At 73.8% G+C, this 20,764-nt stretch carries 22 protein-coding genes and 1 tRNA gene; 16 read left to right on the top strand and 7 right to left on the bottom strand.

Annotation, left to right across the window (positions count from 1 at the left end):
• The first annotated feature begins 10 nt into the window (after positions 1-10).
• The 4 genes from ACGH52_RS33695 to ACGH52_RS33680 all read left to right on the top strand — a co-directional run bounded on the left by ACGH52_RS33695 (position 11) and on the right by ACGH52_RS33680 (position 4,576).
• Positions 11-907, top strand: coding sequence for a deoxyribose-phosphate aldolase (locus ACGH52_RS33695; protein ID WP_121704122.1), 897 nt, complete (start codon positions 11-13; stop codon positions 905-907).
• Positions 908-973: 66 nt separating this feature from the next.
• Entirely contained in the window at positions 974-1,870 is an 897-nt protein-coding gene (gene iolB / locus ACGH52_RS33690; protein WP_210974825.1) for a 5-deoxy-glucuronate isomerase, read from the top strand.
• Positions 1,867-3,741 carry a 3D-(3,5/4)-trihydroxycyclohexane-1,2-dione acylhydrolase (decyclizing) gene (iolD, locus tag ACGH52_RS33685; protein ID WP_399944904.1) on the top strand — a complete coding sequence of 625 codons (1,875 nt, stop codon included), beginning with the start codon at positions 1,867-1,869 and terminating at the stop codon, positions 3,739-3,741. Before iolB ends, iolD begins: the two co-directional genes overlap by 4 nt.
• A gap of 49 nt (positions 3,742-3,790) precedes the next feature.
• The gene (locus ACGH52_RS33680; RefSeq protein ID WP_121704125.1) at positions 3,791-4,576 is read left to right on the top strand and encodes a GntR family transcriptional regulator; all 786 of its coding nucleotides are present in this window, start codon (positions 3,791-3,793) and stop codon (positions 4,574-4,576) included.
• 6 nt (positions 4,577-4,582) lie between these two features.
• Here the strand turns inward: ACGH52_RS33680 and ACGH52_RS33675 are convergent, their stop codons facing one another.
• Entirely contained in the window at positions 4,583-5,569 is a 987-nt protein-coding gene (locus tag ACGH52_RS33675; protein WP_399944900.1) for an aldo/keto reductase, read from the bottom strand.
• A 97-nt stretch (positions 5,570-5,666) separates the two neighbouring features.
• Here ACGH52_RS33675 and ACGH52_RS33670 point away from each other — a divergent pair, with 97 nt between their 5' ends.
• Positions 5,667-6,089, top strand: coding sequence for an ankyrin repeat domain-containing protein (locus tag ACGH52_RS33670; protein ID WP_399944897.1), 423 nt, complete (start codon positions 5,667-5,669; stop codon positions 6,087-6,089).
• Between the two features lie 70 nt (positions 6,090-6,159).
• Here the strand turns inward: ACGH52_RS33670 and ACGH52_RS33665 are convergent.
• Positions 6,160-6,233 (bottom strand) — tRNA-Pro (locus ACGH52_RS33665).
• A 100-nt stretch (positions 6,234-6,333) separates the two neighbouring features.
• Here ACGH52_RS33665 and ACGH52_RS33660 point away from each other — a divergent pair.
• The 3 genes from ACGH52_RS33660 to ACGH52_RS33650 all read left to right on the top strand — a co-directional run bounded on the left by ACGH52_RS33660 (position 6,334) and on the right by ACGH52_RS33650 (position 9,911).
• Complete coding sequence (locus ACGH52_RS33660) at positions 6,334-6,873, top strand: DUF309 domain-containing protein (protein WP_210974822.1); 540 nt, start codon at positions 6,334-6,336, stop codon at positions 6,871-6,873.
• A gap of 56 nt (positions 6,874-6,929) precedes the next feature.
• Entirely contained in the window at positions 6,930-7,703 is a 774-nt protein-coding gene (gene cobF, locus ACGH52_RS33655) for a precorrin-6A synthase (deacetylating) (protein ID WP_059297110.1), read from the top strand.
• 87 nt (positions 7,704-7,790) lie between these two features.
• A complete protein-coding gene (locus ACGH52_RS33650; protein ID WP_399944893.1) occupies positions 7,791-9,911 on the top strand; it encodes an MDR family MFS transporter in 2,121 nt (706 codons plus the stop codon).
• On the opposite strand, the gene ACGH52_RS33645 is transcribed toward ACGH52_RS33650, so the two are convergent.
• The 3 genes from ACGH52_RS33645 to ACGH52_RS33635 form a co-directional block, all read right to left on the bottom strand.
• Entirely contained in the window at positions 9,838-10,611 is a 774-nt protein-coding gene (locus ACGH52_RS33645; protein WP_121704132.1) for a sulfite exporter TauE/SafE family protein, read from the bottom strand. The two genes, ACGH52_RS33650 and ACGH52_RS33645, sit on opposite strands and share 74 nt — an antisense overlap.
• A 63-nt stretch (positions 10,612-10,674) precedes the next feature.
• On the bottom strand, positions 10,675-12,198 hold the full coding sequence (locus ACGH52_RS33640; RefSeq protein ID WP_399944890.1) for a long-chain fatty acid--CoA ligase: 1,524 nt from the start codon (positions 12,196-12,198) through the stop codon (positions 10,675-10,677).
• A 66-nt stretch (positions 12,199-12,264) separates the two neighbouring features.
• Complete coding sequence (locus ACGH52_RS33635; protein WP_399944887.1) at positions 12,265-13,452, bottom strand: thiolase family protein; 1,188 nt, start codon at positions 13,450-13,452, stop codon at positions 12,265-12,267.
• A gap of 178 nt (positions 13,453-13,630) precedes the next feature.
• Between ACGH52_RS33635 and ACGH52_RS33630 the strand changes: the two genes are divergently transcribed.
• From ACGH52_RS33630 to ACGH52_RS33595, 8 genes are all read left to right on the top strand, one after another.
• Positions 13,631-14,440: a lysophospholipase gene (locus ACGH52_RS33630; protein ID WP_399944885.1), complete on the top strand. Its 810-nt coding sequence runs from the start codon at positions 13,631-13,633 to the stop codon at positions 14,438-14,440.
• Positions 14,441-14,524: 84 nt separating this feature from the next.
• Entirely contained in the window at positions 14,525-14,863 is a 339-nt protein-coding gene (locus ACGH52_RS33625; RefSeq protein ID WP_374103173.1) for a WhiB family transcriptional regulator, read from the top strand.
• Positions 14,809-15,141 carry a DUF3140 domain-containing protein gene (locus ACGH52_RS33620; protein WP_059297116.1) on the top strand — a complete coding sequence of 111 codons (333 nt, stop codon included), beginning with the start codon at positions 14,809-14,811 and terminating at the stop codon, positions 15,139-15,141. The genes ACGH52_RS33625 and ACGH52_RS33620 overlap by 55 nt, the downstream gene beginning before the upstream one ends.
• The gene (locus ACGH52_RS33615) at positions 15,138-15,794 is read left to right on the top strand and encodes an endonuclease (protein WP_399944881.1); all 657 of its coding nucleotides are present in this window, start codon (positions 15,138-15,140) and stop codon (positions 15,792-15,794) included. The genes ACGH52_RS33620 and ACGH52_RS33615 overlap by 4 nt, the downstream gene beginning before the upstream one ends.
• 137 nt (positions 15,795-15,931) lie before the next feature.
• Entirely contained in the window at positions 15,932-16,801 is an 870-nt protein-coding gene (locus ACGH52_RS33610; protein ID WP_399944878.1) for a hypothetical protein, read from the top strand.
• Between the two features lie 111 nt (positions 16,802-16,912).
• On the top strand, positions 16,913-18,313 hold the full coding sequence (locus ACGH52_RS33605) for a glutamine synthetase (protein ID WP_399944875.1): 1,401 nt from the start codon (positions 16,913-16,915) through the stop codon (positions 18,311-18,313).
• 1 nt (position 18,314) lies between these two features.
• A complete protein-coding gene (locus ACGH52_RS33600) occupies positions 18,315-19,463 on the top strand; it encodes an amidohydrolase family protein (RefSeq protein ID WP_399944872.1) in 1,149 nt (382 codons plus the stop codon).
• Between the two features lie 80 nt (positions 19,464-19,543).
• Complete coding sequence (locus tag ACGH52_RS33595; RefSeq protein ID WP_059297121.1) at positions 19,544-20,071, top strand: NUDIX hydrolase family protein; 528 nt, start codon at positions 19,544-19,546, stop codon at positions 20,069-20,071.
• Between the two features lie 13 nt (positions 20,072-20,084).
• Here the strand turns inward: ACGH52_RS33595 and mnhG are convergent, their stop codons facing one another.
• Both mnhG and ACGH52_RS33585 read right to left on the bottom strand, forming a co-directional pair.
• A complete protein-coding gene (gene mnhG, locus ACGH52_RS33590; protein ID WP_059297122.1) occupies positions 20,085-20,450 on the bottom strand; it encodes a monovalent cation/H(+) antiporter subunit G in 366 nt (121 codons plus the stop codon).
• A complete protein-coding gene (locus ACGH52_RS33585; protein ID WP_247699921.1) occupies positions 20,447-20,713 on the bottom strand; it encodes a monovalent cation/H+ antiporter complex subunit F in 267 nt (88 codons plus the stop codon). Before ACGH52_RS33585 ends, mnhG begins: the two co-directional genes overlap by 4 nt.
• Positions 20,714-20,764 lie beyond the last annotated feature (51 nt).

The following is a 20,764-nucleotide window of genomic DNA, read 5'->3' as shown; positions in this document are numbered from 1 at the left end:
GAGCAACGCCTTGTCCCCCAGCATCCCCAGCATCCCGGACCTCACCGCGGTCAGGGCCCGGCACCCGGAGGCGATCGCCGAGGCGGCGGCCCGCCGGGTACGCCGCCCGCTGATCGGCGACTCCGGCCGCCTGATGATCGTGGCCGCCGACCATCCGGCGCGCGGCGCGCTCGGCGTCGGCGACCGCGGGCTCGCCATGGCCAACCGGGCCGACCTGTTGGAACGCCTGTGCACCGCGTTGTCCCGGCCCGGCGTCGACGGGGTGCTCGCCACCGCGGACGTGCTGGAGGACCTGCTGCTGCTCGGGGTCCTGGAGAACAAGGTCGTCATGGGGTCGATGAACCGCGGCGGCCTCGCGGGCGCCGCCTTCGAGATGGACGACCGCTTCACCGGCCACCGGGCCGAGGACCTCGCCCGGCTGCGCTTCGACGCGGGCAAGCTGCTGTTGCGCATCGACTACGACGACCCCGGCTCGCTGGCCACGCTGGAGGCGAGCGCCCGGGCGGTCGACGCCATGGCGGCCCGTGAACTGCCGTTGTTCGTGGAGCCGTTCATCTCCCGCCGGGTCGACGGCCGGGTCCGCAACGACCTGTCGGCCGAGGCCGTCACCCGCTCCATCGCCATCGCCTCCGGGCTCGGCGGCACCTCCGCCTACACCTGGCTGAAACTGCCCGTCACCCACGACCCGGACGACATGGCCGAGGTCCTGGAGACCTCCACGCTGCCCGCGGTCCTGCTCGGCGGCGACATAGGGGGCTCCCCCGCGGACCAGACCGCGGCCTACGAACGCTGGCGCAAGGCCCTGCGGCTGCCCACCGTGCAGGGCATGGTCGTCGGCCGCTCGCTGCTCTACCCGGCCGGGGGGAGCGTGGAAGAGGCCGTGGACACGGCCGTCGGACTGCTGTGACCGGGACTGCTGTGCACCACTGCTGTGCACCACTGCTGTGACCGAGGAGAGGCGGAAGAGCGGACGATGACGTATCACCTTCCCGCGGGCAAGGCGGCGGCGGACGGCCCGTACGCCGTGGACGTGACACCCGAGAGCGCGGGCTGGGGCTACTCCGGCCTGCGCGTCGTGCACCTGCCGCCCGGCGGCAGCCACACCTTCGACAGCGGCGAGAGCGAGTGGATCGTCCTGCCGCTGAGCGGCGGCTGCACGGTCGCGACCACCGACGACTTCGGCCACGACGCTTTCGAACTGACGGGCCGGGACGACGTGTTCACCGGTGTCACCGACTTCGCGTACGTCCCGCGCGACGCCCGCACCACCCTGACGTCCACCGGCGGCGGCCGGTTCGCCCTGACCGGCGCCCGCTGCACCCGCCGCCTGCCCGCCCGGTACGTACCGGCCTCGTCCGTGCCGGTGGAGCTGCGGGGCACCGGGAACTGCTCGCGGCAGGTCAACAACTTCGCGGCGGCGGGGACGTTCGAGTGCGACAGGCTGATCGCGGTCGAGGTGCTCACCCCGGGCGGCAACTGGTCCTCCTTCCCGCCCCACAAGCACGACGAACACCGGCCCGGCGAGGAGTCGGTGCTGGAGGAGATCTACTACTTCGAGTTCGCGGACCACGACGGCACCCCGGGCCTCGGCTACCAACGCGTCTCCCCCTCCGGACAGGGACGGGGCACGGACGTGCTCGCCGAAGTGCGCGGCGGGGACGTCGTGCTGATCCCCGACGGCTGGCACGGGCCGTCGATGGCGGTCCCCGGCCACCACATGTACTACCTCAACGTCATGGCGGGTCCGGAGCCCGAACGCGCCTGGCTGATCTGCGACCACCCCGACCACGCGTGGATCCGGGACACCTGGCCCGACCAGCCGGTCGACCCCCGACTCCCCCTCTACACCGCACCGGAGAGGTCCGCATGAGCCCCGCCGCCACCCGCCGACTGACCACCGCCCAGGCCCTGGTGCGCTTCCTGGCCGCGCAGTACACCGAACGCGACGGCGTACGGCACCGCCTGATCGCCGGCACCTGGGGCATCTTCGGCCACGGCAACGTGGCCGGACTCGGCCAGGCACTCGTCGAGTACCGCGAGGCGATGCCGTACCACCAGGGCCGCAACGAACAGGCCATGGTGCACGCCGCCGTCGGCCACGCCCGGCAGCTCAACCGCCTGTCCGCACAGGCGGTGACGACCTCCATCGGCCCCGGCGCCACCAACCTGGTCACCGGCGCCGCCCTCGCCACCATCAACCGGCTGCCGGTCCTGCTCCTGCCCGGCGACTACTTCGCCTCGCACGCCGCCGACCCGCTGCTCCAGCAGCTGGAGCACCCGGTCGAGGCCGACGTGTCCGTCAACGACGCCCTGCGGCCCGTGTCCCGGTACTTCGACCGGATCACCCGGCCCGAGGCCCTCCTCGCCTCCGCGCTCCAGGCGATGCGCGTGCTCAGCGACCCGGCGGAGACCGGCGCGGTCACCCTCGCGCTGCCCCAGGACGTGCAGGCCCAGGCGTACGACTGGCCGGAGGAGTTCTTCGCCGACCGCGTCTGGCGGGTACGCCGCCCGGCGCCCGACCCGGCGGAGCTGGCCGAGGCCGTCCGGGCGGTCCGCGCCGCCGCACGCCCGTTGATCGTCGCGGGCGGCGGTATCCACCACAGCGAGGCCGAACAGGCCCTGCGGGCACTGGTGGACGCCACCGGCATCCCGGTCGCCTCCACCCAGGCCGGCAAGGGCGCGCTGCGCCACGACCACCCGGCGGACCTCGGCGGCATCGGCCACACCGGCACCGCGGTGAGCGACGCCCTGGCCCGCACCGCGGACCTGGTGATCGGCGTCGGCACCCGCTACTCGGACTTCACCACCGCCTCCGGCACCCTCTTCCAGCACCCCGGTGTCCGCTTCCTGAACCTCAACATCACCGCCTTCGACGCCCACAAGCTCGCCGCCGCCACCCTGGTGTGCGACGCGCGGTCGGGGCTCGCCGCACTGACACAGGCGCTGGCCGGGCACCGGGTGGACGCGGCGTACGAGACGGAGTACCGCACCGGGAAGGCCCGTTGGGACGAGACGGTCGAGGCGGTCTTCCGCGCCGACGACGACAGCGCGGTGCCGACCCAGACGCAGGTGCTCGGCGCGCTGGACGCGGTCGTCGGCGACGAGGACGTGGTGATCAACGCGGCCGGTTCGCTCCCCGGCGACCTGCACAAGCTGTGGCGGGCCCGGTCCCCGCGCCAGTACCACCTGGAGTACGGCTACTCCTGCATGGGCTACGAGATCCCGGCCGCGCTCGGTGTCCAGCAGGCCGCGCCCGGAACCCCGGTGTGGGCCCTGGTCGGCGACGGCACGTACCTGATGAACCCGACCGAGATCGTCACGGCGGTCCAGGAGAACCTGCCCGTGAAGCTGGTCCTGGTCCAGAACCACGGCTACGCGTCCATCGGCGGCCTGTCCGAGTCGGTGGGTGCCGAACGCTTCGGCACCGACTACCGCCACCGCGTCGCGGACGGCTCCTTCACCGGCGCCCCGCTCCCCGTCGACCTCGCCGCCAACGCGGCCAGCCTCGGCATGGACGTCCTGCGCGCCAAGACGGTGCGGGAGCTGCGCGAGGCCCTGTCGACGGCCCGCGCGGCGACCCGCCCGACATGCGTGTACGTCGAGACGGCGCCCGCGCCGGACGCCCTCCCGGCCCAGGCGTGGTGGGACGTGCCGGTGGCCGAGGTGTCGGCCCGCGAGGCCGCCACCGGTGCGCGGAAGGCCTACGAGCGCGCGGTCGCCGACCGCCGCCGCCATCTGTGACGCTCTCGGCTCCCCGACAGCCCGTCCCCTACGCAAGGGAGGTACGTCCATGGCGAAGACCGGCGACCCCGCACGTGCCGTGACCGCCCCCGCGACCGGCGCCCTGGACTTCGCCCTGGACCGGAGCAGTCCGGTGCCGCTCTACTACCAGCTGGCCCAGCAGTTGGAGGCAGCGATCGAGCACGGCGTGCTCGCGCCGGGGAACCTGCTGGGCAACGAGGTCGACCTCTCCGTCCGCCTCGGCCTGTCCCGGCCGACCGTCCGGCAGGCGATCCAGTCGCTGGTCGACAAGGGGCTCCTGGTGCGGCGGCGCGGGGTCGGCACCCAGGTGGTGCACAGCCAGGTCAAGCGCCCGCTGGAGCTGAGCAGCCTCTACGACGACCTGGAGGCGGCCGGGCAGGGCCCCGGCACCCGGGTGGTGCGCAACGAGCGCGTCCCGGCCACCGCCGAGGTCGCGGCGGCCCTCGGTGTCGCGGAGGGCACCGAGGTCGCCGTCCTGGAGCGGCTGCGCCTCACCCACGGGCAGCCGGTGGCGATGCTGTGCAACCACCTCCCGGCGGGCCTGCTGGAACTCGACGACGCCCGGCTGGAGTCGACCGGCCTGTACCGGATGATGCGCTCCGGTGGCATCACCCTGCACAGCGCCCGCCAGACCGTCGGCGCCCGCATCGCCTCCCGCGAGGAGGCCGGGCTCCTCGGCGAGCAGGAGGGCGCCGCGCTGCTCACCATGCGGCGGATCGCGTACGACGACACCGGACGGCCGGTCGAGTACGGGACGCACGTCTACCGCGCGTCCCGGTACGCGTTCGACTTCCAGCTGCTGGTCAGGAACTGACCGGGCTCAGTGGACCGCGTCCAGGCGGGCGCGCTGGTCCGCCGTCAGTTCCAGCTCCACGGCGGCCAGGTTCTCCTCCAGCTGTGCCACCGACGAGGCCCCGGCCAGCGGCACGATGGGCAGATCCGCGCCGATCTGCCAGGCGAGGACGACCTGGTTGACCGTGGCCCCGGTCTCCCGGGCGACTGCGCGGAGCACGGCGAGCCGGGCCGGGGTGCCCGGGTGGTCGTAGTCCGGGGGCAGCGGCTTGTCCTCGCGGACGTAGGCACCGGCCAGCAGCGGCGAGTAGGCGACCAGGGTCAGGTCCGGCTCGGCCCGCAGGTAGCCGAGGAGTTCGGCGCCGGCGTGGCCGAGGCTGCCGTACGGGGAGAACTCGCTCGGCACGTCGAAGCGGGGCCGCAGGTGGCTGTGCTGGTACTGCAGCACCTCGTAGCCGGGCAGCCCGGCCGCGGCGGCCAGGGCGCGGGCCCGCTCGACGCGCCACATCGCCTGGTTGCTGACGCCGAGCAGTCCGACGGTGCCCTCGGCGACCAGTGCGCCGAACCCCTCGACGGTCTCGCGCTGCTCCACGGTGAAGTCGTCGATGTGCGCGTACAGCAGATCCAGCTTCTCCACCCCGAGCCTGTCCCGGCTGCGGTCGGCGGCCTCGCGGATCACCTTGGCCGACAGGCCCTCCGGGTTGTCGGTGTAGTGGGTGCCGGGTGCCAACGGGCGCGCGCCGAGCTTGGTGGCGATCACGACCTCGTCGCCGACCCCGCGGCTGCGCCGCCAGCGCCCGAGGAGTTCCTCGCTCTGGCCGCCCTGGCCGCCGTCGGTCCAGAAGGCGTAGTTGTCGGCGGTGTCGATGAAGTTCCCGCCGGCCTCGACGTAGCGGTCGAGGACGGCGAACGAGGTCTTCTCGTCGGTCTGGGAGCCGAACAGCATCGCGCCGAGCGCGAGCACGCTCACCTCGCGACGGTGCGCCGGATCGGTGCCGATGGTGCGGTACTTCATGATGATCCTCCCCATTCGTTCCCGGACGTCCGGGTACGCCGAGGAGTCTCCAATTTGAAGTGCGCTTCAAGTCAAGCGCTCAGTAGTCTCGGCTCGCGTGAACAGGCGAAAGCACAAGAAGCTCTCCAGGCGTCTGGTCGACGCCGCGCTCGTCGGCGACATGTCGCGGGTGCGCTCCGCGCTGCGCGCCGGAGCACCGGCCGAGACGGCGGACCCGGCGGGGAGCACCCCGCTGTACGTGGCGTCCGTGGGCGGGGCCGCCGACATCGTCCGCGTCCTGCTGGCCGCCGGAGCCCGACCCGACACGGAGAGCGGGATCGGCTCGGAGGGCACACCACTGTGCGGCGCGGCCTGCTGGGGCCACACGGAGGCCGTCCGCGCCCTCCTCGACCACGGCGCCGACCCGAACCTGCGCGAGGACCACGGCACCGGCTGGGCACCACTGGCCTGGGCGTCGAAGGGACCGTACCCGGAGACGATGGCCCTCCTCGTCACCGCGGGTGCACGACCGCGGAACTGACCGCCGGGAGGCGGCGACAGCATGAAAAAGGGCCTTCACGGACTCGCGTCCGTGAAGGCCCTCCACACCGTCGGGACGACAGGATTTGAACCTGCGACCCCTTGACCCCCAGTCAAGTGCGCTACCAAGCTGCGCCACGTCCCGGTGTGCTCACGCGCGGTGCACCGCGCGATCACGCGGACAGCACTTTACCCCACACACCGGGTGACGCCTAAGCGGGCACCGGCGAGGGACAATCGGCGCCATGGACAGCCCTGCCGACAACCCCGTGGACAGCACCGCCTCCGACCGCCCGGTGGAGGGGCGGGACCGCGACGACGAGGGCCGGGCGCGCAACGCCCGGCCGCGGGACGGGCTCGGACGCCCGCTGCCGTACGGCGCCGACGGCGTGGCCCGCCAGCCCGAGGGCGTGGTACGGGCCCCCAAGGAGACGGTGGCCGAGGCGCAGCGGCTGCTGGACGACGGGAAGCCGTTCCACGCGCACGAGGTCTTCGAGGACGCCTGGAAATCGGGGCCCGAGGAGGAGCGGGAGCTGTGGCGGGGCCTGGCCCAGCTGGCCGTCGGCCTCACGCACTCCGCGCGCGGCAACGTCACCGGCGGGGCCAGGCTGCTGCGGCGCGGGGCGGGCGCCGTGACCGAGTGGGCGGCGTCGGGGGCCGGGCGCGAGCGGCCGTACGGGATGGACCTCGGCGCGGTCGCCGGGTGGGCCCGGGAGCTGGCCGGCGAGGTGGAGGGCGGCGCGGCCGTGGACGCGGCGGCGCGGGCGCCCCGGCTGCGCGGCTGAGCCTGCCGGGGCGGCCCGGCCGGGGCGCTGTCGGTGGCGTACGGCAGACTCGTGGCGTGCGGACAATTCATGTGATCGGTATCGGCGCGGGCGACCCCGACCAGCTGACGCTCCAGGCGGTCAGGGCGCTGCGGAGCACGGACGTGTTCTTCGTCCTGGACAAGGGCGAGGCGAAGGCCGACCTGGTGCGGCTGCGCCGGGACATGCTGGAGACACACATACCGGAGGGAACCTACCGGGTCGTCGAGGCACGCGACCCCGAGCGGGACCGGAGGGCGGGCGGCGCGGCGTACTCCCCCGCCGTCGGGGACTGGCGCAGTGCCCGCGCGGGCATCTACGAGCGGCTGATCGCCGAGGAGCTGGGCGAGGACGAGAGCGGCGCGTTCCTGGTGTGGGGCGACCCGGCGCTGTACGACAGCACGCTGGGCATCCTGGAGGAGATCCTGGAGCGCGGCGAGGTGGCCTTCGAGTACGACGTCGTACCGGGCATCAGCAGCGTCTCCTCCCTCGTCGCCCGGCACCGGACCGGGCTGAACCGGGTGGCGCGGCCGGTGCAGATCACCACCGGGCGGCGGCTCGCGGAGGGCTTCCCCGAGGACGTGGACGACGTCGTCGTGATGCTGGACGCCCACCAGGCCTTCCGGCGGTACGCGGACCAGGACATCGACATCTACTGGGGTGCCTATCTGGGCACCCCGGACGAGATCCTCGCCTGTGGCCCGATCGCCGAGGCCGCGCCCCGCATCGAGCGGCTGCGCGCCGAGGCCCGGGAGCGCAAGGGCTGGATCATGGACACGTACCTGCTGCGGCGCAACCCCGGCGACCGCTGACCGGGCCGGGCCCGACCGGGTCCCCGGGCACACCCGGGCGGACCGTTCCCGCATGCGTGGCCGGTGCACCGGTGTGATCGTGACCGTGTGACAGTCGCCGAGGAACCGCCGCGGACCGCTGCCGCCCAGCCGCCCGTGCTGGACCGGCGGCGCCGCAACGTCGTCTTCGTCACGATCATGCTCGGCATGCTCCTCGCGGCCCTGGACCAGACGATCGTGGGCACCGCGCTGCCCACGATCGTGTCGGACCTGGGCGGTGCCGCGCACATGTCGTGGGTGGTGACCTCGTACCTGCTCGCGGAGACCGTGGCGACGGTCCTGGTCGGCAAGTTCGGTGACCTGTTCGGCCGCAAGGTGGTCTTCCAGGTGTCCGCGGTCGTGTTCATCACCGGCTCGTTCCTGTGCGGGCTCGCGACGAACATGCCGCTGCTGATCATCTGGCGGGCGGTGCAGGGCATCGGCGCGGGCGGCCTGATAGTGACGTCGATGGCGCTGATCGCGGACGTCATCCCGCTGCGGGAGCGGGGCAAGTACCAGGGTGCGATCGGCGCGGTGTTCGGCGTCGCGACCGTCATCGGCCCGCTGCTGGGCGGGCTGTTCACCGACCACCTGTCCTGGCGCTGGGCGTTCTACGTCAACGTGCCCATCGCGATCGTCGTCGTGATCGCCGCCGCCCGCACCATCCCGGTGGTCAAGTCGGCCGCCCGCCCCGTCATCGACTACCTGGGCATCGCGCTGGTCGCGGTCGGCGCCAGCGCGCTGATCCTGGCGACGAGCTGGGGCGGCAACGAGTACGCGTGGGGCTCGGCCGTGATCATCGGCCTGTTCGCGGGCGGGCTGATCGCGCTCGGCCTGTTCTGCTGGGTGGAGACCCGGGCCGCCCAACCGATGCTGCCGATGCGGCTGTTCTCCAACCCGGTGTTCACGGTCTGCTCGATCCTGAGCTTCGTCGTCGGCTTCGCGATGCTGGGCGCGCTGACGTATCTGCCGACGTATCTGCAGTACGTCGACGGCGACTCGGCCACCGTCTCCGGGGTGCGGACGCTGCCGATGGTGGCGGGGCTGCTGATCGCCTCGGTGTTCAGCGGCAACGTGGTCAGCAAGACGGGGCGGTACCGGCTGTTCCCGATCGCGGGCACGCTGGTGATGGGCGTCGGCCTGTACCTGATGTCGCTGATGGGTCCGGCCACGGGCGCGGGGCTGGAGTCGCTGTACATGTTCGTGCTGGGCACGGGGATCGGCCTGTCCATGCAGGTGCTGACCATCGCCGTGCAGAACACCGCCGAGTACACCGACCTGGGCACCGCGACCTCCGGCGTCACCTTCTTCCGCACGCTGGGCAGTTCCTTCGGCACCGCCGTGTTCGGCACGATCTACGCCAACGCGCTCGGCCCCAACCTGCGCGACGGCGTGGCGGACGCGGCCCGCACCGGCGCCGCCGACCCGTCGGTGATCGCCAGGGCGTCGACCAGTCCGGAGGGCGTGCACCAGCTGCCGCCCCGGGCGTCGGCGCCCATCGTCGGTGCGTACGCGGACACCATCCAGACCGTGTTCCTGTGGACGGTACCGGTCGCCGTCCTGGGCCTGCTGGTCGCACTGTTCCTCAAGCAGGTCCAGCTGCGCGACAGCGCCCGCGCGGGTTCCACGGACATGGGCGAGGGCTTCGCCTCACCGCACGACGCCAGCAGCCGACGGACGCTGGAGGCCTCCGTCGGGAAGATCATCGGCGGTACGGAGCTGGACACCGCGCGCCGGATCATCGCGGACAGCGACACCCGGCTGGACGTCGCGGGGGCCTGGGCGGTGATGCAGGTGGAGCTGTTCACCCGGCTGGTCGGGCACGCCAGCCTCGGCCTGATCGCCGCCCGCCGCAGACTGCCGCCGGAGGTGCTGCTGCCGGTCTTCGACCGGATGGTGGAGGAGGGGTTCCTGACCCGGCACGGCTCCCTGCTCTCCCACACCGAGGCGGGTGCCCGCGAGGCCCTGGTGATCGGCCGGGCGTGGGCGACCTGGCTGGAGGACCGGGTGGAGCGGGACATCGGGCGGCCCTCCGACGCGGAACTGCGTGCCGCCGTCGACGCCATCGCCAAGCGCCTGCTGGTGGAGGACCTCAGCAACGGTCTCCCGCAGCGGATCAGGCGAGCAGAAGCTGCAGACCGCCCACGACCGTCGCCGCGATCACCAGACGCTCGAACAGGCGTTGGTTGATCCGGTTCACGGCCCACTTGCCGAGGAACGCGCCGGGCACCACGAAGACGACCAGCGCCGCGTCGAGCAGCAGCGAGGGACCGTCGATGAGGCCGAGCCCCGCGCTGAAGGGCAGCTTGGAGACGTTGACGATCAGGAAGAAGAACGCCGACGTGCCCAGGAAGCCGAGCTTGCGGAACCCCGCGGAGAGCAGGTACATCGACATCACCGGACCGCCCGCGTTGGCGACCATGGTGGTGAACCCGCCCAGGACGCCGTACGAGCGGGCCTTCGCGCGGCCGGTGCGCGAGGTGACCTCGTCGGGCCGCTCGGTGGCGTCGGCCTGCCGCCGGCGCCACACCGTCACCCCGGCCATGAAGAGCAGGATCACCCCGATCGACGTGCGCACGACCGCGTCGTTCGCCCACACCAGGAACACGGTGCCGACGACCACGCCCACCCCGACCGCCGGGAACAGCCGCCACAGGGTGGGCCAGTGCGCGTGGCGCCGGTAGGTGAGGACGGCCAGGACGTCACCGGCGATCAGGACCGGCAGCAGGATGCCGGTGGAGGCGCGGGCGGGCAGGACGGCCGCGAAGATCGCGAGACTGACCGTGTTGGCGCCGCTCACCGCGGTCTTGGAGAAGCCGACGAGCAGGGCCGCGAAGGCGAGGGCGGCGAATTCCCAGCCGGTGAGGTGCCAGAGCGTGATGGTGTCCATTGCGGGGACCGATGCTATGCGCACCCCCGGCGGCCCGGTAAGCACCGTCTCGCCCATCGGTCCTTAGCGGTCGGTGTACCGCACGCGCAGCTCCCGCTTCAGCACCTTCATGCTCGGCCCGAGCGGCAGCTCGTCCGCGAACTCCACGCGGCGCGGGTACTTGTGCCGCCCCAGGTGCTGCTTGGACCACTCGATGACCTCCCCGGCGTCCGCCGCCGCGCCGGGCGTCGTGCCGGGGGCGCGCACGATCACGGCGCAGACCTCCTCGCCGTGCAGGTCGTCCGGGAGGCCGATGACGGCGACCTGTGCGATGCCGGGGTGGCGCAGCAGCACCTCCTCGACCTCCCGCGGGTAGACGTTGTAGCCGCCCCGGATGATGACGTCCTTCTTCCGGTCGACGATCCTGAGGAAGCCGTCCTCGTCCTTGGTGCCCAGGTCCCCGGTGCGGAACCAGCCGTCGACGAGCGCCTGAGCCGTGGCCTCGGGGCGGCCCAGGTAACCGGAGAAGACGTTGTGGCCGCGCACGACGACCTCGCCCAGCTCGCCGGGCGGCAGCAGCTCCACCGCGTCCTCGACCTCGGCGCGGGCGATCTCCACGTCGACGCCCCACAGCGGGTGGCCGATGGTGCCGGGCCTGGCGCCGAACACCGGCTGGTTCACGGCCGCCGCCGGGGAGGTCTCCGACAGCCCGTACCCCTCGTAGATCTTCGCCCCGAAGGCCGCCTCGAACCGTTCGAGGACGGCCACCGGCAGCGAGGCGCCGCCGGAGATGCACACCCGCAGCTCGGGCAGGGCCTCGGCACCGGCCGCCGCGGCGGCGAGGGCGACGAACATGGTCGGCACCCCGTGGAAGGTGTTGACGCCCTCCTTCACCATCAGCTCGATCGCCCGCGCCGCGTCGAAGCGCGGCAGCAGGACGAGGGTCGCGCCCGCCCGCCAGGTGGAGTTCAGGGAGACGGTCTGGCCGAAGGCGTGGAAGAGGGGCAGCGCGCCGAGCGCCACGTCGTCGGGCCGGATGTCGTTGGCGTCGAAGGCGTTGACCGTCGCGTTCATCACGAGGTTGAAGTGGCTGAGCACGGCGCCCTTGGGGACACCGGTCGTGCCGCTGGTGTAGAAGACGACGGCCGGGTCGTCGGCGTCGCGGGTGACGTAGGCGGGCAGCGGCTCGGCGTCCGCCGCGAGCTTGTCGAACTCCTCGCCGAGCGTGATCACCCGTACGCCGGTCTCCCGCGCGGCGGCCGCTCCGGTCTCCGCCTGCGCCGGGTGGCACAGCAGCAGGGTGGCGCCGCTGTCGCGCAGGACGTGCTCGACCTCGGCCGCCGACAGCAGCAGGTGCACCGGCACCACGACGGCTCCGGCCGCGGCGACGGCGTAGTACGCGACCGGGAAGTCGGCGGTGTTCGGTGCCATCAGCGCCACCCGGTCCCCGGGCCGGACGTCCAGGCCGACGAGGGCTCCGGCCCGGGCGCGGGCCCGCCGCCACACCTCGGCGAAGGTCAGCCGCAGGTCGCCCTCGACCAGCGCCTCCTTGTCGGGACGGCGCCGGGCGTTCTCGGCGAGGATTGCGGCGACGGAGAGGGTTGCCATGGGGTGTTGCTCCGTTTCCTTGCTGCGGCTCTGCAGAGGGGGTGGCTCTAGCGGTCGGGGCCCGGCCTAGTGGCGTTCGACGAGGACCGCGCTGCCCTGCCCCACGCCCACGCACATCGTGGCCAGCCCGCGGCCGGCCCCCGTGCGGCGCATGCGGTGGAGCAGGGTGGTGAGGATGCGGGCGCCGGAGCAGCCGAGCGGGTGGCCCAGCGCGATGGCGCCGCCGGTGGGGTTGACCAGGTCGGGGTCGATGCCGAGCTGGTCGACGCAGGCCAGGGCCTGGGCGGCGAACGCCTCGTTGAACTCGGCCTCGGCGAGGTCGTCGACGCTCCAGCCGGCCCGGGCGAGGACCTTGCGGGTGGCCGGAACCGGGCCGATGCCCATGACGTCGGGGTGGACACCGGCCGAGGCGCCCGCGACGTAGCGGCCCAGCGACTCCAGGCCGAGGTCGTTCAGCGCCTCCTCGCTGACCAGGAGGAGGCCCGCGGCGCCGTCGTTCATCGGGGAGGCGTTGCCCGCGGTGACCGTGCCGCCGGGGCGGAAGACGGGCTTGAGGCTGCCCAGCTTCTCCAGGGAGGTGTCCTCGCGGACGCACTCGTCGGTGTCGACGACCACGCCGTCGGGGCGCTCGACGGGGAGGATCTCGTCGTCGAAGTGGCCGTTCTTCCGGGCCTCGGCGGCGAGGCGGTGGCTGCGCAGGGCGAACTCGTCCTGGCGCTCGCGCGGGACGCCGTACCGCTCGGCGACCTCCTCGGCCGTCTCCCCCATGGCGAGCAGTCCGTGTAGGTCCTTCATGGCCGGGTTGACCAGGCGCCAGCCGAGCCGGGTGTCGGCGGTCTCGATGCGGTGCGGCAGCGCCTCGTCGGGGCGGGGCAGCACGAAGGGGGCGCGGCTCATGGACTCGGAGCCGCCGGCCAGCACGATGTCGGCCTCGCCCGCGGCGACGGTGCGGGCGGCGGCGGTGACGGCTTCGAGACCGGAGGCGCACAGCCGGTTGACGGTGGCGCCGGGCACGGTCTCGGGCAGGCCCGCGAGCAGGGCGGCCATCCGGGCGACGTTGCGGTTGTCCTCGCCCGCCTGGTTGGCGGCGCCCCAGTACACGTCGTCGATCCGGGCCGGGTCCAGCGCGGGCACGTCGGCGACCAGGCCCCGGATCACGGCGGCGGCGAGGTCGTCGGGCCGTACGGCGGACAGCGCGCCGCGCAGCTTGCCGATCGGGGTGCGGCGGGCGGCCGCGAAGTGGACGGGACGCACGAGGGACTCCTGACCGTCGTCGCGCGGTCGGCGGACGGCGCACCGCCGCCGCGTCGACCACCACGAACCTTGATGAGCACTACCCTTAATTAGCACTGCTAGTTTTGGACTATAGACCGCCGGACGGCGTCCTGGGAAGATCCTCCGGAGGACCGTCACCGACCCAGCCGGAGGAGCCATGGCCGAGGCCCGCGAGCACACGCTGACCGGAACACGCGGGCGGATCGCCGTCCGCGAGTGGCCCGCCGGGCGTCCTCGCTACGTCGCGCTGCTGGTCCACGGGTACGGCGAGCACACCGGGCGCTACGAGGAGGTGGCGGGCGTCCTGACCGGGCACGGCGCGGTCGTCTACGCGCCGGACCACACCGGGCACGGGCGCTCGGACGGCGAGCGGGTGGTGATCGAGGACTTCGAGGACGTGGTCGCCGACGTGCACGCCGTGGCGGACCTCGCCCGGGCCGCCCACCCCGGCCTGCCGGTCGTCATGATCGGACACTCCATGGGCGGTCTCATCGCCTCCCGCTACGCCCAGCGCCACCCCGGCGAGCTGACGGCGCTGGTGCTGTCGGGGCCCGTCATCGGCGACTGGGAGCTGCCGCGCCGGCTGCTCGCCCTGGAGGAGATCCCCGACATCCCGATCAGCCCGGCCTCGCTCTCCCGCGACCCGGCGGTGGGAGCGGCGTACGCGGCGGACCCGCTGGTGTGGCACGGGCCGATGAAGCGGCCGACCCTTCAGGCGTTCGTCCGGACGCTGGCGGCCGTGGCCGAGGGCGGCGACGTCGGCCCGCTGCCGCTGCTGTGGGTGCACGGGGACGACGACCGGCTGGTGCCGCTGCCCGGCAGCCGCGTCGGCGTCGAACCGCTGAGCGGCGGCGACCTGACCGTGCGGATCTACCCGGGCGCCCGGCACGAGGTCTTCAACGAGACCAACCGGGCGGAGGTGTTCGCGGACGTCACGCGCTTCCTGGACGGCGTGCTCGCCCGGTGAAGCGACGGGCGTCCGTCTCGGCGTCCGCCTCGTGGTCCGCCGGACTTCCCACCGGGCCCGCCGGGCGTTTGCCCCCCGCGCCCCATGGGCACCCGCGCCCGCATGGAGTGGTTGCGCCGCGCCGCCTGCGTGGATGAGGACCCCGATCTCTTCTTCCCGGTGGGCACCGCCGGACCCGCCCTGCGGGACACGGCGGCCGCCAAGCGGGTCTGCGCCAGATGCCCGGTGACCCCCGAGTGCCTGACGTTCGCCCTGGAGTCGGGGCAGACGTCGGGCGTGTGGGGCGGCACCGACGAGGCAGAGCGGGCCGCGCTGCTCCGGCTGACCTCGCGACACGCACGTACGCACGACGAAATGAGGGACCCCTCATGGCCGACGCCCTCGAACTCGACGCGCTGTGGGAGGACTTCCACCGCGTGGTGAACATGACCTCCGCGGAACTCGCGGACTGGCTCCGGGTGCGCGACTCCGGCGAGCTGACCGAGCCGCTGCCGGACGACGCCGGACCGCCGCTGGGACAGCACGTCCTGGCGATCCTGCAGAAGCGGCGCACCGACCTCACCGAGGACGACCTGCGGGCGATGCGCAAGGTCGTGGACACCGTGACCGCGCAGGCCGACCTGGAGAACGAGCCCCAGGCCGACGACACCCGGCTGCGGCACCGGCTCATGACGGTCGGTCACGACCCGCTGAAGCCGTGACGGCCGGCCGCGACCAACGGCGGACCGTGCGCGAACTCGTCGACGCGCACGGGCAGACGTACGCCGAGGAGGCGGGCATCCGGCTGAAGGACACCCCGCAGCCGCTGTACCGGCTCCTGGTCCTCGCGCACCTGCTCAGCGCCCGCATCAGCGGCTCCATCGCGGTCGCCACCGCCCGCTCCCTGAGCGAGGCGGGACTGCGCGACCCGCGCCGCATGGCCGACGCCACCTGGCAGGAGCGGGTGGACGCGCTCGGCCGGGGCGGCTACCGGCGCTACGACGAGCGCACCGCCACCCAGCTCGGCGAGGCCGCCGAGCTGCTGACCGAGCGGTGGGGCGGTGACCTGCGCCGGCTCCGCGAGGAGGCGGACGGCGACGTCTCCGGGCTGCGGCGGCTGCTCCAGGAGTTCCGCGGGGTCGGGCCGACCGGCGCGGACATCTTCCTGCGGGAGGCACAGCTGGTCTGGCCCGAGGCGGGCCCGCTGCTGGACCGCAAGGCCCTCCAGGGCGCGGAGCGCCTCGGCCTGCCCGGTGACCCGGACCGCCTCCTCTCCCTGGCCGGGAAGACGGAACCCGCCGTCCTCGCGGCCGCGCTGGTGCGGGCGGCGGTGGACAAGGACGTGGCCGAGGACACCCTCGACCGCGTCGGCTGAGCGCGCCGGGCCCGGCGGTGCGGCCCGCTCCCGCCGTCCGGCCGCGCCGGTCACCCGAACAGGCCCGTGCGCTGGTGGGCCCCCGGCCCCGGTGATGCGCTGAGGACACCGTTTCCCGTCCCAGGAGGCATCCCGCGATGAGCCGTCGTCCGTCCCACCCCGCCCGTCTCCTGGCCTGCGCCCTGGCGGCGGGCGCGCTGCTGACCACCGCGGCCTGCTCGGACGGCGGCGGGTCGCAGAGCGCCTCGGACACCGCCGCCGAACAGGCCGGGGTCGCCGAGCGGAACGCGGCGCAGCAGACCCCGAGCGGCTCCCCCACGACCTCCCCGACCGGCTCGCCCAGCGCCTCCCCCGGCACCCTCACCGAGTCCGGCGCCAAGGCCGCGCTGCTCACCGAGGCCGACCTGGAGGGCGGCTGGAACCAGGTCCAGGGCGCGGACAAGTGGCGCGACCGGCTGCTCGTCGGCAAGGTCGACGTGGCCGACTTCCTCACCGCCAAGTCCAACGCGACGGACTGCCAGGCCCTGCTGGACGCCCTCTACGGCGACGACCTGCTGGGCGAGTCCTCGGGGCCGTCGGCCCTCACCGGCTTCGAGCAGGGCGACTCCCGCCTGTTCGAACAGGTCGCGGGGTACGACCGCGCCGGTCTGGACGCCCGTATGAAGTGGCTGCGGACCCTGCCGGACACCTGCGACGAGTTCACCGCCACCGGCTCCGGGGGCGCCGAGCGCACGGTCCAGGTGACCGAGGCGTCGGTGCCCGACGTGGGCGACGCCCGCACGGGGCTGCGGGTGACCGTGCGGGGCGACGCCGACGGGGGCCCGGCCACGCTCACCCTGGACATCGCCACCGTCCGCGTCGACACCTCCGCCGTCACCGTCATGGGCGGCGGCCTGGACGGCGGGCAGACCGACTCCGTCGAGCAGGCGGTACGCCAGGGCACCGAGCGCCTCAAGACCGTCCTCGACGGCGGCACCCCCTCGCCGCTCCCCGGCGACCTGGACTGATCCGGCCGGGCTCCATCGCGTCGTGCGCACATCCACCGAAACCCGGACAGGGTGATCACCGGGCGGCACAATGGTGCGCGACGGACGGCGCACCCGCGAAGGAGCCGAGACGTGAGCGACAGCGACCCCGTGCCCGGCGGGCGCCCCGGCGAGGTCGAGCGGGCCACCGCGCTGACCGGCGAACTGACCGGGCGGGGCGTGCACGGCGTGGTGCTGGCGTACGTCGACACCGCCGGGATCGCCCGGGTGAAGACCGTGCCCACCGCCAGGCTCGCCGCGGCCACGGCCTGGGGCGTGGGCATGTCGCCGGTGTTCGACACCTTCCTGGCCGACGACTCGATCGTCACCACGGACGTCCTCGGCTCCCCCGACGGCGACCTGCGCCTCTACCCCGACCTCGACCGGCTGACCGTACTGGCGGCGCAGACCGGCTGGGCGTGGGCGCCGGTGGACCGGATCACGCAGGAGGGCGCACCGCATCCGGCGTGCGGGCGCACCGTCCTGCGCCGCACCGTGGCCGAGGCCGCCGAGCGGCACGGGATCACCTTCAGGGCCGCCGTCGAGATCGAGTGGGTGCTGGGGCGGGGCGACGCGGACGGCGACGCGTTCGTCCCGGCGGTGTCCGGACCGGCGTACGGCGCGACCCGGCAGGTCGAGCTGAGCGACTGCGCCGCCGACCTGCTGGCTGCGCTCGCGGCGCAGGGCGTGGAGGTGGAGCAGTTCCACCCGGAGTACGCGGCCGGGCAGTTCGAGGTCTCGGTGGGCGCGCTCGACCCGGTGGCGGCGGCGGACCACAGCGTGCTGGTGCGGCAGACGATCCGGGCGGTGCCCCGGCGCCACGGTCTGCGGGTCTCCTTCGCCCCCGCGGTCCTCGGACAGGGCGTCGGCAACGGCGGGCACCTCCACCTCTCCGCCTGGCGCGGCGGGAAGAACCTGCACGCGGGCGGCACGGGCCGGTACGGCATGACCGGCGAGGCCGAGTCCTTCGTGGCCGGAGTCCTCGGCCGGCTCCCGGCGCTCACGGCAATCACCGCGCCGAGCCCGGCCAGCCGGCTGCGCCTGCGCCCCTCGCAGTGGGCCGGAGTGTTCACCGCCTGGGGCCGGGAGACCCGCGAGGCCGCGCTGCGGATCGTCACCGGCACCGCAGGGAACCGCGACCGCGCGGCGAACCTGGAGGTCAAACCGGTCGACCTCGCCGCCAACCCCTATCTCGCCCTCGCCTCGGTGATCGCCGCGGGCCTGGACGGGCTCTCCTCGTCGGCGCCGCTGCCCGAGGAGACCACCGGCGACCCGGCCCGGCTCGACACCGCCGAGGCGGCGGCCCGGGGCGTGCGGCGGCTGCCGCTCACGCTCACCGAGTCGGTGGCGGCCTTCCGGGCCGACGGCCTACTGCGCGAGGCGCTGGGTCCAGTGCTGGCCGACGCGGTGACCGCGGTACGGCTGGGCGAGGCCCGGTCGGCCGAGGGGCTGGACGACGACGGCGTGGCGGCGGCCTACCGCTGGACGTACTGAGATGGCCGCCGGACCCGTGCACGAGCGGCTCGCCGCGCTGGAGCTGGTGGACCACCACTGCCACGGCGCCGTCACCGACGACCTGCACCGCGCGGCTTTCGAGTCCCTGCTCACCGAGGGCGAGGCGTGGCCCGGCGTCTCCCCCTTCGACAGCCCCGTCGGCCTCGCCGTGCGCCGCCACTGCGCGCCCCTGCTGGGTCTGCCGCGCCACTCGCCCGCCGACGTGTACGTGGCCCGGCGGTGGGAGCTGGGCGCCGCCGAGGTCAACCGGCGGTTCCTGCGGGCCGCGCGGACCGGCGTGTTCTGTGTGGACACGGGGTACGCCCCGCACCGTGTGACGGGACCGGCCGAGCTGGCCGGTGCGGCGGGCGCGAAGGCGTACGAGGTGGTCCGGCTGGAGGGCGTCGCGGAGGCGGTGGCGGCGGCCGGAGTCGAACCGGACGCGTACGCGCGGGCGTTCCGCGCCGCCGCGTGGGAGGCGGTGCGGCAGCCCGGCGTGGTGGGCGTCAAGTCGGTGGCGGCCTACCGCACCGGCTTCGACCTGGACCCCGCCCGTCCCGCGCCCGCCGAGGTCACCGAGGCGGCGCGGCACTGGTTCGCGCGCGGCGGCGGCCGACTCGACGATCCGGTGCTGGTGCGGCACCTGCTGTGGACCGCCGTGGACCTCGGGCGGCCGCTGCAACTGCACACCGGGTTCGGCGACAGCGACATCCGCCTGCACCGGGTGGACCCGGCCCTGCTGACCGACTGGCTGCACCTGACCGCCGGCACGATCCCGGTCCTGCTGCTGCACTGCTGGCCCTACCAGCGCCAGGCGGCCTATCTGTCCGCGGTCTTCGAGCGGGTGTACCTCGACGTGGGGCTCACCCTGCACCACGTGGGCCCCGCGCGGGCGGGCTCGATCCTCGCCGAGGCGCTGGAGATCACCCCGTTCCGCAAGCTGCTCTACAGCTCCGACGCCTACGGCCCGGCCGAGTTCCACTACCTGGGGGCGCTGGCCTTCCGGCGCGGACTGGCCGGGCTGCTGCAGGAGCGGCTGGACGCCGACGAGCTGTCCCTGCCGGACGCGTTGCGCCTGGCCCGCTGGGCGGGACGGGACAACGCCCGGCGGGTCTACCGGCTGCCCGGCGGTCCGGCGGACGACGGCTGAGCGGCGTGGGACGGGTCACAGTCCCGGAGCGCCGCCCGGGAAGTACGAACGGCTGAAAGTATGATCAAGCGATGTCTGACATGACCGAAACCACGCCGGGCTGGCTGACGAGCGACGAACTCGAGATGGCGCGCGCCCGTATGCCGATCCTGTACGTCGAGGCCGTGCCCGTGCGGGTGGACGACAGCGGCGAAGTCACCAGCGTCGGCCTGCTCCTGCGCATCGGGCCCGACGGGACGGTCAGCCGGACGCTGGTCTCCGGCCGGGTGCTGCACCACGAGCGGGTGCGGGACGCCCTGCTGCGCCACCTGGAGAAGGACCTCGGCCCGGTGGCGCTGCCCCGGGTGCCGTCCTCGCTCCAGCCGTTCACGGTGGCCGAGTACTTCCCGACGCACGGTGTCACGCCCTACCACGACCCCCGGCAGCACGCGGTCTCGCTCGCCTACGTCGTGCCGGTGACCGGTGACTGCCGGCCGCGTCAGGACGCCCTCGACCTGGTCTGGTTCGACCCGCGCGAGGCCCTTTCCGAGGCGGTGCGCAGCGAGATGCCGGGCGGGCACGGGGTGCTGCTGAAGCAGGCGCTGGCACACGTGGGCTGCGTGGACTGACCGCTCCCCGGGGCTATTCCTCCCGCTGTTCCCCGTCGCTGAGCTGCGGGTCCAGGTCGTCCCTGAGCAGGCCGCGGGACCCCGTCTGCCCGGTGCGGTAGGCGGAGCGGGCCACCAGGTGGGAGGCGACCGGGCCGGTGAGGAACTGGAAGAAGGCGATGAGCGCGAGGGTGCCCACGTCGGTGCCGTGGCGCAGCCTCAGCGCCACCCCGACCAGGACGAGGAGCATCCCGAGGGTCTGCGGTTTGGTGGCGGCGTGGCTGCGGGAGAGCACGTCGGGGAAGCGGAGCATCCCGATCACCCCGAGGAGGCACTGCAGGCAGCCGAGGAACAGCAGGACGGTTCCGGCCAGGTCGGCGGCCTCGGCCCAGGCGTTCACCGGTGGTCCTGCCTGCCGTCCGCCCGCACGGAGGGCCGGTCGCGTGGGGCGATGAAGCGGGCGATGCCCACCGAGCCGGTGAAGCCGAGGAAGGCGAGCACCAGCATCACGGGGAAGTAGAAGGAGTCGCGGTCGTGGGCGGCCTTGACGCCGATGCCGGCGATGATGAGCGCCGCGGCCACGTCCAGGGCGACGGCGCGGTCCAGCATCGAGGGGCCGTACCAGATCCGGTACAGCAGCAGTGCGCCGGCGATCAGGATCATCGTGAGCGAGGCGACGAGCAGGGCGTCTTCGACGGCGTGCAGGGTGGTCAC

The organism is Streptomyces sp. BBFR25, from assembly GCF_044590125.1.
Taxonomy (GTDB): domain Bacteria; phylum Actinomycetota; class Actinomycetes; order Streptomycetales; family Streptomycetaceae; genus Streptomyces; species Streptomyces canus_D.
The sequence above is the reverse complement of the archived record's forward strand: the minus strand, read 5'-3'. Positions and strand labels throughout refer to the sequence as shown.